At 65.2% G+C, this 11,289-nt stretch carries 7 protein-coding genes; all 7 read left to right on the forward strand.

The window, feature by feature from the left end:
* The first annotated feature begins 140 nt into the window (after nucleotides 1-140).
* The gene (locus IEW24_RS20370) at nucleotides 141-1,988 is read left to right on the forward strand and encodes an extracellular solute-binding protein (RefSeq protein ID WP_188582072.1); all 1,848 of its coding nucleotides are present in this window, start codon (nucleotides 141-143) and stop codon (nucleotides 1,986-1,988) included.
* Nucleotides 1,985-3,916 carry an extracellular solute-binding protein gene (locus tag IEW24_RS20375; RefSeq protein WP_244644563.1) on the forward strand — a complete coding sequence of 644 codons (1,932 nt, stop codon included), beginning with the start codon at nucleotides 1,985-1,987 and terminating at the stop codon, nucleotides 3,914-3,916. The genes IEW24_RS20370 and IEW24_RS20375 overlap by 4 nt, the downstream gene beginning before the upstream one ends.
* Nucleotides 3,917-3,963: 47 nt before the next feature.
* Entirely contained in the window at nucleotides 3,964-5,076 is a 1,113-nt protein-coding gene (locus IEW24_RS20380; RefSeq protein WP_188582076.1) for a microcin C ABC transporter permease YejB, read from the forward strand.
* Nucleotides 5,077-5,108: 32 nt separating this feature from the next.
* Nucleotides 5,109-6,227, forward strand: a complete 1,119-nt coding sequence (locus tag IEW24_RS20385; RefSeq protein WP_188582132.1) for an ABC transporter permease — start codon at nucleotides 5,109-5,111, stop codon at nucleotides 6,225-6,227.
* A gap of 14 nt (nucleotides 6,228-6,241) precedes the next feature.
* Nucleotides 6,242-7,870: an ABC transporter ATP-binding protein gene (locus tag IEW24_RS20390; RefSeq protein ID WP_188582078.1), complete on the forward strand. Its 1,629-nt coding sequence runs from the start codon at nucleotides 6,242-6,244 to the stop codon at nucleotides 7,868-7,870.
* Nucleotides 7,867-8,511, forward strand: a complete 645-nt coding sequence (locus IEW24_RS20395; protein ID WP_188582080.1) for an NUDIX domain-containing protein — start codon at nucleotides 7,867-7,869, stop codon at nucleotides 8,509-8,511. The genes IEW24_RS20390 and IEW24_RS20395 overlap by 4 nt, the downstream gene beginning before the upstream one ends.
* Before the next feature lie 318 nt (nucleotides 8,512-8,829).
* Nucleotides 8,830-11,289: beta strand repeat-containing protein (locus IEW24_RS20400; protein ID WP_188582083.1), on the forward strand; the 2,460-nt coding region annotated here is incomplete at its 3' end.

Genomic DNA, 11,289 nt, shown 5'->3' on the forward strand with positions numbered 1-11,289 from the left:
CACGGGAAAAGACGTGCAGGATCGCACTCCTGAGGTCGCGGAGGCACGCCGGTGCCTTGTTTCTGCCCCGGCGTCAGGGGTGTTATGCCCGTTCACGTTTCGCGCTGCCCTTTTCGGGCGGCCGCAGTCCGGAGTGCCCGATGCATCTGAAGGTCCGCAGGCTCGCTCTCGCCGCCGCTTTCCTCGCCTGCGCCACGCCCGCGCTGGCGCAACCGGCGCCGGGTCCGTTCCGGTTCGCGACTTCGCTCATGGGCGAGCCCAAGTACAAGGACGGCTTCAAGCATTTCGACTATGTGAACCCGGAGGCCCCCAGGGGCGGAACGGTGCGCCTGTCGGCGGACGGGACCTTCGACAGCTTCAATTTCATCATCCCACGCGGCACGTCCGGCGCGGGCCTGAGCCAGATCTACGATACGCTCACCACCCAGTCCCGGGACGAGGTGGCCACCGCTTATGGCCTGATTTCCGATGGCTTACGCTTCCCGGAAGACTATTCCTCCGTCACCTATCGTCTGAACCCGAATGCCAAATGGCATGACGGCCAGCCGATCACACCCGATGATGTGGTGTGGTCGTTCGAGGTGCTGACCAAGAACAATCCTGGCCAGGCCTTCTACTATCGCCACGTGAAGGGCGTGGCGAAGACCGGCGACCACGAGGTGACATTCACCTTTGATCAGGGCGGCAACCGCGAGCTGCCGCAGATCGTCGGCGAGCTGCTGATCCTGCCCAAGCACTGGTGGACGGGCACGGACGCCAATGGCAAGCCGCGCGACATCACGCAGGGCACCCTCGAGCCGCCGCTGGGCTCCGGTGCCTACAAGATCAAGTCCTTCGTGCCGGGTCGCACCATCGTCTATGAGCGGGTGAAGGATTATTGGGCCAAGGATCTGCCGGTCAATGTAGGTCGGAATAATTTCGACGAGATCCGCTACGAATACTATCGCGACGACACGGTGGAGCTGGAGGCCTTCAAGGCCGATCAGTACGATTTCCGCGTGGAGACCTCGGCCAAGAACTGGGCTACCGCCTATGACTTCCCGGCCAAGCAGCAGGGCAAGGTGAAGCTCGAGCTGTTCGAGAACCGCTCAGTCGGCCAGATGCAGGCCTTCATCCCCAACCTGCGCCGCGAGAAGTTCCAGGATGCCCGTGTGCGCCGGGCGCTGAATTATGCGCTCGATTTCGAGGGCATGAACCACACCCTGTTCTTCGACCAGTACAAGCGCACCATGAGCTACTTCTCCGGCACGGAACTGGCCTCCTCCGGCCTGCCCACCGGGGCCGAGCTCGACATCCTGAACGGGGTAAAGGACAAGGTGCCGCCGGGCGTCTTCACCACGCCTTATACCAATCCTGAAAATCCGGACGAGCAGTCCCGCCGCGCCAACCTGCGGCAGGCGGCAGACCTGCTGAAGCAGGCGGGCTGGCAGGTGAAGGGGCGTCAGCTGGTGAATGCCAAGGGCGAGCCCTTCACGCTGGAAATCCTGCTGGCGGCTCCGGCCTTCGAGCGCGTGGCGCTGTTCTACAAGCCGGCGCTGGAACGCCTCGGCATTCAGGTGTCGGTTCGACTTGTGGATTCCTCGCAATATACGAACCGCGTGCGGGCGCGCGACTTCGACATGATCATCACCGGCTGGGGCCAGTCGCTCTCGCCGGGTAATGAGCAGCGCGATTATTGGGGCTCGGAATCCGCTGATCGCGAAGGCTCGCGTAACTATGCCGGCATCAAGAACCCGGCCGTGGATGCCCTCATCGAGAAGGTGATCTACGCCACTGATCGCACGCAACTGGTGGCCGCCACCCACGCCCTCGATCGCGTGCTGCTGTGGAACGATTACGTCATCCCGTCCTGGACCTTCGGCTACAGCCGTACGGCGCGCTGGGACCGCTTCGCCCATCCGCCGGTTCTGCCGCAATACTCCTACGAGTTCCCGGACATCTGGTGGTGGGATGCGGCCAAGGCCGCGAAGATCGGGGGCGCGCAGTGAGGCAGGCGGGCCTGCATCGCCGCACGGTGCTGCGGCTCGCCGCCGGCGCCGGCGCGGCGGGCCTGCTGCCCGGCCTGTGGCCGGCGGGCGCGTGGGCCGAGGTGCCGCCGCCCGCGGTGCCCGAGGGTGTCGAGCGGCACGGTATGTCCTCCTTCGGCGAGCTGAAATATGCGCCGGACTTCAAGCAGTTCGACTATGTGAAGGTGGACGCGCCCAAAGGCGGCGTATTCTCGCAGATCGGACCGACGGCGGCCTATAACCAGTCGTTCCAGACCTTCAATTCGCTCAACGGCTACATTCTGCGCGGCGATGCGGCGCAGGGCATCGCGCTGATCTTCGACAGCCTGATGGTGCGCGCGGCCGACGAGCCGGACGCGGTCTATGGGCTTGTGGCGTCATCGGTGGCGATCTCGGACGAGGGGCGCACCTACCGCTTTCGCCTGCGCCCGGAAGCGCGCTTTCATGATGGCTCGCCGCTCACCGCCGAGGATGTCGCCTTCTCGCTGACCACGCTGAAGACCGAGGGGCATCCTCTCATCCGGCAGGCGCTGCGCGAGTTCGTTGGCGCCAAGGCCGAGGACAAGGGCACGGTGGTGCTCTCCTTCAATGCCGGCCGCCCGCGCGACGTGCCGAGCTATGCGGCCACCCTGCCCATCTTCTCCAAGGCCTATTATGCGGCCCAGAAGTTCGAGGAGACGACGCTTCAGCCGCCGCTCGGCTCCGGCCCCTACAAGGTGGGCCGGTTCGAGGTGGGCCGCTTCATCGAATATGATCGCGTGCCGGCCTATTGGGGGGCCGATTTGCCGGTGAACCGGGGCCGCTACAATTTCGATACGCTACGCTTTGAATATTTCCGCGACCGCGAGGTGGGGCTGGAGGCGTTCAAGGCCCGCACCTACGTGTTCCGCGAGGAGTTCACCTCCCGCGCCTGGGCGACCCAATATGACTTCCCCGCCATCCACGACGGCCGGGTGAAGCGCGACGTACTGCCCGACGAGACGCCCTCCGGTGCGCAGGGTTGGTTCTTCAACATGCGCCGGCCGAAGTTCGCCGATCCGCGCGTGCGCGAAGCCCTCGGGCTGGCCTTCGATTTCGAGTGGACCAACAAGAACCTGATGTACGGCCAGTATGAGCGCACCTGGTCCTTCTTCCAGAATTCCGACCTGATGGCCAAGGGCGAGCCTTCGCCCGAGGAACTGAAACTGCTCGAGCCGCACCGCGCGGTGCTGCCCGCTGCCGTGTTCGGCACGGCCGTGGTGCCGCCGGTGAGCGATGGCTCGGGACAGGATCGCCCGCTGCTTCGGCGTGCCTCCACGCTCCTGAAAGAGGCGGGCTACAATGTGCAGCAGGGCCGTCTGGTGGATGCCAAGGGGGCTCCGTTCCAGATCGAGTTTCTGGATGACGACGGCAGTTTCGAACGCCACACCTCACGCTTCATCGCCAATCTGAAGGTGCTGGGCATCGACGGCAGCTTCCGCATCGTCGATCCGGCCCAGTATCAGTTGCGGCTGAAGAATTTCGATTTCGACGTTGTGGTGCGGCGCTATTCGGTATCGCTCAATCCGGGTGAGGAACTCTCCGCCTATTTCGGCTCCGAGGCGGCGCGCATGCCGGGCTCCAACAATCTGTCCGGCATCGCCGACAAGACGGTGGACACTTTGATCGCGACCGCCCTTGCCGCGCAGAACCGGGCCGATCTCGTCATCGCCTGCCGGGCGTTGGACCGCGTGCTGCGAGCCGGGCACTACTGGGTGCCGCAGTGGAGCAAGGCGTCCTTCTGGCTGGCCTACTGGGACGTGTTCGGGCGCCCGCCGGTGAAGCCGAAATATGACCGGGGCGCGCTGGACACATGGTGGCGTCGCCCGGACACGCCGGAACCGGCCGCGGCTCCTGTCGCGCCGCCTGCCACGCCGCAAAAGGACGGTTGACGCCGCGCCTTCTCATACCGCACGGTCCATCCAGTTCCGGAGACCCGATGCTCGCTTATATCGTCCGCCGCCTCGCGCTCATGGTACCGACCATCCTCGGCATCATGCTGGTTTCGTTTGTGATCATCCAGTTCGCGCCGGGCGGCCCGGTGGAACGGGTGATCGCCCAATTGACCGGGGATGACGTGTCCGCCACGGCGCGCGTGTCCGGCGGCGGCGGCGATTTTGCCGGCGGCGCGGCGGCCCCCGGTGCGGGCGGCGGCGGGGCAGATGCCTCGAAGTATCGCGGCGCGCAGGGCCTTGATCCGAATTTCATCAAGGAGCTGGAGAAGCAGTTCGGCTTCGACAAGCCGCCGGCCGAGCGTTTTGCGCTGATGATCTGGAACTATGCCCGGTTCGACTTCGGCCGCTCCTATTTCCGCGACATCTCGGTGCTTGAGCTGATCAAGGAGAAGTTGCCGGTTTCCATCTCGCTCGGGCTGTGGATGACGCTGCTCACCTACGCCATCTCCATCCCGCTCGGCATCTCCAAGGCCATGCGCGATGGCTCGCGCTTCGATGTGTGGACGTCGGCGGTGGTGATCGTCGGTTACGCTATCCCCTCCTTCCTGTTCGCGATCCTGCTGATCGTGCTGTTCGCGGGCGGCTCCTTCCTCGACTGGTTTCCGTTGCGCGGCCTGACCTCGGATAACTGGGCGCAGATGAGCTGGCCGGAGCGCATCGGAGACTATGCGTGGCATCTGGTGCTGCCGCTCACCTCCATGGTGCTCGGCGCGTTCGCCACCATGACCTTGCTGACCAAGAATTCGTTCCTGGAAGAGATCCGCAAGCAATATGTGACCACGGCCCGCATGAAGGGCCTGCCGGAGCGCAAGGTGCTCTACCGGCACGTGTTCCGTAATGCCATGCTGATCGTGATCGCCGGCTTCCCGAGCGCCTTCATCTCGGCCTTCTTCACCGGCTCGCTGCTGATCGAGACCATCTTCTCGCTGGACGGGCTCGGCCTGCTGGGCTTCGAGAGCGTGCTGAACCGCGACTATCCGGTGGTGTTCGCCACGCTTTACATCTTCTCGCTGGCGGGCCTGCTGATCGGTCTCCTCTCCGATCTCACCTATATGCTGGTCGATCCGCGCATCGACTTCGAAGCGCGGGAGGTGTGAGCGTGGACACCACCGCAACCGCTGCCCCCCAGATGCTCGCTCCGCCGAAGCGCGCCTGGTTGTCGCCGCTGAACAAGCGTCGTCTCGCCAATTTCCGCGGCAACGGCCGTGGCTGGTGGGCGTTCGTCATCTTCATGGTGCTGTTCGTCATCAGCCTGTTCGCGGAGTTCATCGCCAACGACAAGCCGGTGCTGGTGAAGTATGACGGCGCTTATTACATGCCGATCCTGCACTATTATCCGGAGACCACCTTCGGCGGTGATTTCGAGACCGAGGCGGATTATCGCGATCCCTATCTGCAGAAGCTGATCGCAGAGAAGGGCGGCTCCATGATCTGGCCGCCGATCCGTTTCTCCTATTCCACCCACAATCTCGATCTGCCGACCCCCGCCCCCTCGCCGCCCACCTGGATGCTGACGGAGGCGCAGTGCAAGACGGTGGCCGAACGCAAGCAGGTGAGCGGCTGTTCTGGCCTTGAGTACAACTGGCTCGGCACTGACGATCAGGGCCGCGACGTGCTGGCGCGGCTCATCTACGGCTTCCGCATCTCGGTGCTGTTCGGCCTCGCGCTGACCATCATCTCCTCGGTGATCGGCGTGGCGGCAGGCGCGGTGCAGGGCTATTTCGGCGGCTGGGTGGATCTGCTCTCCCAGCGCTTCATCGAGATCTGGACCGCCATTCCCTCGATGTATCTGCTGCTGATCATCTCGTCCGTTCTGGTGCCCGGCTTCTGGGTGCTACTGGGCATCCTCTTGCTGTTCTCATGGGTCAGCCTCGTGGGTCTCGTGCGGGCGGAATTCCTGCGCGCGCGCAACTTCGAATATGTGCAGGCGGCCCGTGCGCTGGGGGTGGGCAACTTCACCATCATGACGCGGCATCTGCTGCCAAACGCCATGGTGGCGACGCTGACCTTCCTGCCCTTCATCCTGTCGTCCTCGGTGATGACGCTGACAGCGCTGGACTTTCTGGGCTTCGGCCTGCCGCCGGGCTCGCCCTCGCTGGGCGAACTGCTGTCGCAGGGCAAGGCCAACATCCAGGCGCCGTGGCTGGGGCTCACCGGCTTCTTCACGGTGGCGCTGATGCTGAGCCTGCTGATCTTCATCGGCGAAGCCGTCCGCGACGCCTTCGATCCGCGCAAGACCTTCGGGTGAGGGGAGGACAAACCATGAGCGAACCCCTCCTCTCCGTCCAGGACCTCTCCATCGCCTTCCGAAGGGGTGGGACGGACCACATCGCGGTCAACCGTGTCTCATTCGATGTGAAGCCCGGCGAGACGGTGGCATTGGTGGGTGAGTCTGGTTCGGGCAAGTCGGTCACTGCGCTGTCGGTGCTGAAGCTGCTTCCCTATCCGTCCGCCAGCCATCCCACGGGCCGCATCCTGTTCAAGGGCAAGGATTTGCTCACCGTCAGCGAGCGGGAGCTCAGGGCCGTGCGCGGCAATGACGTGACCATGGTGTTCCAGGAACCCATGACCTCTCTCAACCCCCTGCACACCATCGATCGGCAGATCGGCGAGATGCTGATCCTGCATCGCGGCCTCAGCGGCGCGGCCGTGCGCAAGCGCACGCTGGAGCTGCTGCACGAGGTCGGCATCCCCGATCCGGAAAGCCGGCTCGGCGCCTATCCGCACCAGCTCTCGGGCGGGCAGCGCCAGCGCATCATGATCGCTATGGCGCTCGCCAACGAGCCGGACCTGCTGATCGCGGACGAGCCGACCACCGCGCTCGACGTCACCGTGCAGGCGCAGATCCTCAAGCTGCTCAAGGAGTTGCAGGCGCGGCTCGGCATGGCGATGCTGTTCATCACCCATGATCTGGGCATCGTACGCAAGATCGCCGACCGGGTCTGCGTGATGCAGAAGGGCGAGATCGTCGAGCAGGGCGGGGCGGAGGAAACCTTCCAGAACCCGCGCCATCCCTACACTCAGGCCCTGCTCAAGGCTGAACCCAAGCCCGATCCCGCACCCGCCGCTCCCGAGGCGAAGGTGGTGGTGGCGGCGCAGGATCTGAAGGTCCATTTCCCCATCAAGCGCGGCATCCTGCGGCGCACCGTCGGGCATGTGAAGGCGGTGGATGGGGTGTCGATCGAGATCCGCGAGGGGGAAACCCTTGGTGTGGTTGGCGAGAGTGGCTCCGGCAAGACCACGCTGGGGCTGGCGCTGCTGCGGCTGATCTCCTCGCAGGGGCCGATCCTGTTCCTCGGCCAGCGCGTTGACGGGCTTGGCTTTTCCGGCATGCGGCCGCTGCGTGCCGACATGCAGATCGTGTTCCAGGATCCCTACGGGGCGCTCTCTCCGCGCATGTCGGTGGCCGACATCGTGGAGGAGGGGCTGCTCGTCCACCAGCGCCAGCTTTCGGTGGAGGAGCGGGAGCAGCGGGTGATCGACGCGCTCAGGGATGTGGGGCTCGATCCCGAGAGCCGCTTCCGCTATCCCCATGAATTCTCAGGCGGACAGCGCCAGCGCATCTCCATTGCACGGGCCATGGCGCTGGAGCCTTCCTTCGTGGTTCTGGACGAGCCGACCTCGGCGCTGGACATGCTGGTGCAGGCGCAGATCGTGGATCTGCTGCGCGCGCTGCAACGTAAGCGTTCGCTCACTTACATGTTCATCTCCCACGATCTGCGTGTCGTGTCGGCGCTGGCCAGCCGTATCCTCGTGATGCGGCAGGGAAAAATGGTCGAGGAGGGGCCGGCCCGCGAGGTGTTCGCCCATCCGCGCGAGGCCTATACCAAGGCGCTTTTCGAGGCCGCCTTCAACATCGAGACCGCCCAGGCCGGAGTGACCGCACAGTGATCGGAACGCCGTTCGAGGACGCGCCCGCCGCCATCGATGTGCATGAAGAAACCCTGATCCATCAAGGCTTTCGGCGGTTCGAGCGCTATGAGCTGACGCTCCATCCGCCGGCCTCCCGGCCGGTCCGGCAGACCCGCGAGATCCTGCGGGTGGGCGGAGCGGCGGGGATCCTCGCCATCGACCCCGTCCGGCAGGCGATCGTGCTGATCCGGCAGTTCAGGCTCACCGCCCACTTCTCCACCGGGCGGGGTGAACTCATTGAGATTCCAGCAGGATTGATTGATCCGGGTGAGGATCCGGCGATCACCGCGCGGCGGGAATGCATCGAGGAGATCGGGCTCGATCCGGGAGAGGTGCATTTCCTCTTCTCCAGCCTCGTCTCGCCCGGGGCGCTGGATGAGACGGCATGGTTCTATCTCGGTTTCGTGGATGCGTCCCATCTGCCGGAACAGACTGGTGTTGAAGGCGAAAACGAAGTGATCCGGCCGTTCCTCGTGCCGCTGGACGAGGCCATCGCGGCGCTGGACGACGGGCGCCAGCTGGCAAGCGGATACCTGCGCATGGGCCTCATGTGGATCGCCCTCCACCGGGCCGAGGTGACGGCGCGCGGCGAAGCCTGGCTGGCCCGCCGCGGTGCGTGAGACGATGCCTGAGATGGCACACACGATGGCACATATGTAACGGACGGTGCCCGATGGCACGCCCATGGCCCCTGCTTGTCCGTGTTCCCCTGTCCCCTCGCGATCCCCGGGCCATCGCCGGCAAGTACCTGAAGCCGCGAACGGACACGCGCGGAAGTAGCGGGGTTGTTCCCGTACGTGTGGCCGGCATGGCACAATGGGTGTCCCGCGTGCCCCGCCTTCGCCACAATGTGGGACATTCCGCCGGCCGAGGGTGCCTCCTGTCACGGCACTGTCATGGGCCTCGCCTTAGTGCACCTCCAAACAGTGGGGTGCCTTATGATCAGCCTGAAGTCGTCCGTCTCGCGCGCTGCCGTCGTCTGCGCCCTCATCGTCTCGCCCGTCCCGGTTCTGGCCGCCGATTTCACCGTCATCAGCGGCGCCACGGACACGGCCCGCAAGACGCTCAATAACGGCAACATCGGCACCGTAGAAACGGGGGGCACGCTCTCCACGACCACCAACAACGCCGCCGTCACCATCAGCTCCGTCACAACTGACGTGACGCTCAATAATGCCGGCACCATCACCTCTTCGGCCAATCGCGGCATCGACGTCTCGTCGGGCGTGACCGGCCTGATCACCGTGGACAACAGCGGCTCGATCACCGGCAACGGCAATGACGGCTTCCGCATCAACAGCACGCTGGCCGGCGGCACGCTGCTGCTGACCAACTCCGGCACCATCGCCTCCACGGCCGGTCAGGCGCTCGACTTCGACGCCGCCAACTCGGCCACGGCGGTGGTGACGATCAACAACACCGGCACCATCTCCACCTCGACCACGAATGCCTCGGATGCCATCCGTCTCGGCGGCGGCACCATCAGCCTGACCAATTCGGGCACCATCTCCACCACCGCCACTGAAAAGCGGGCGATCAAGTTCGACAGCGACACCAACATCGACACGCTGGTGTCCTTCAAGCTGGTCAACACGGCCACCGGCCTGATCGAGGGCACGGACGACGCCATCAAGATCGCCGCCACCGCAACCAGCACCTCGACCGCCAACATCAACATCACCAATGCCGGCATCATCCGCTCCACCGGCACGGGTCAGGGCATCGACCTCGGCGATCTCCAGTCCACCGGGCTGACGATCACCATCACCAACGAAGCCTCCGGCCTCATCACCGCCGCCGACAATGACGGCATCATGGGCGGGATGAACACGACCATTCACAACTACGGTCAGATCATCGCCAACTACACCACCGAGACCGCCACCGATCAGAACTTCAGCGCCGTGAAGTTCGGTGATGACGGCACCAGCGTCGTCGCCACGGTCTACAACTACGCGGGCGCGCTGATCTCGGGCTCGTACCACGGCATCAAGGCCTCGGGCGAAGGCGACAACATCACCGTCTACAACTGGGGCACGATCCTCGGCCGCAACGGCTCGGGCGTGAATTCCAACGGCTCGGGCACGGTGGTGAACTACGGCACCATCACCGGCCAGTCGGACCCGGCGGCGGCCTTCGGTGACGCCGACGGCATCGACTTCGACCACATCGGCGACATCACCAACTACGGCACCATCCAGGCGCTCGGTTCCCATGGCATCAAGCCGGGCGAGACCACGCTGAGCACCTCGGAAGGCATCGCCTTCGGCGGCGGTGTCGTCACCAACGGTTCGGCCAGCGTCCGCACCGCCCTCATCTCCGGCTATGACAACGGCATCCTCGCCGACGACAGCAATCGCGGCAGCGTCTATGGCGCCGTGACCGTGACCAATTACGGCACCATCCAGGGCGTGAACGGCTACGGCATCCAGGTCATCAACGACGCCGGCTACTCCACCACCATCACCAATTACGGCACCATCTCCGGCGCCACCTATGCGGTGGCCATGGGCAATGGCGACGATCTGTTCGTCTATGAGGCGGGCTCGAACGTGGTGGGCGCGGTGATGGGCCAGGCCGGCACCGACACCTTCCGCCTCGGCGAAGTGGCCGGCACCTTCAACCTCAGCCTGCTGGGTGACACCGCCACCTATCAGGGCTTCGAGGTGCTGGATCTGGCCATCGGCTCGGCCTGGACGGTCTCCGGCACCAGCAGCTTCTCGGGCGCCACCAGCGTCACCGGCGCCAGCCTGACGCTGGACAATGCCAGCCTCGCCTCCTCGGTGGTCACGGTGGCCGGCAGCGGCACCACGGGCGCCGTGCTCGCGGGCACCGGCACGGTCGGTGGCCTGAATGCCGGCAGCGGCGCCACCATCTCCCCCGGCACGACGGCGGGCAGCATCGGCACCCTCAACGTGTCCGGCAACGCCGCCTTCGCCGGCGGCTCCATCTATGCGGTGAGCGTGAACAGCGCCGGCCAGAGCGACCGCATCGCGGTCTCCGGCACCACCACGCTGGCCTCGGGTTCGGCGGTCGCGGTGACGGCGGAAAGCGGCACCTACAATTTCACCCAGCGCTACACCATCCTGACCTCGGCGGGTGGTGTGTCGGGCACCTTCGGGACCGTGACCTCGAACTTCGCCTTCCTGACGCCCTCGCTGAGCTATGACGCGTCCGACGTTTATCTGACGCTCAACCGCAACGACGTGAGCTTCGCCAGCGTGGCCTCCACGCCGAACGGTCGCGCGGCGGCCGGCGCGGTGGAAGCGGGCGGCCCGAACACGGCGCTCTATCAGGCGGTTGCCGGCGGCTCGGTCGGCTCCTCGCAGGCGGCTTTCAAGACCCTCTCGGGCGAGGCGCAGGCCTCTGCCGGCTCGAACGCCTTCAACACCAACCAG

Source organism: Azorhizobium oxalatiphilum (assembly GCF_014635325.1).
Lineage (GTDB): Bacteria > Pseudomonadota > Alphaproteobacteria > Rhizobiales > Xanthobacteraceae > Azorhizobium > Azorhizobium oxalatiphilum.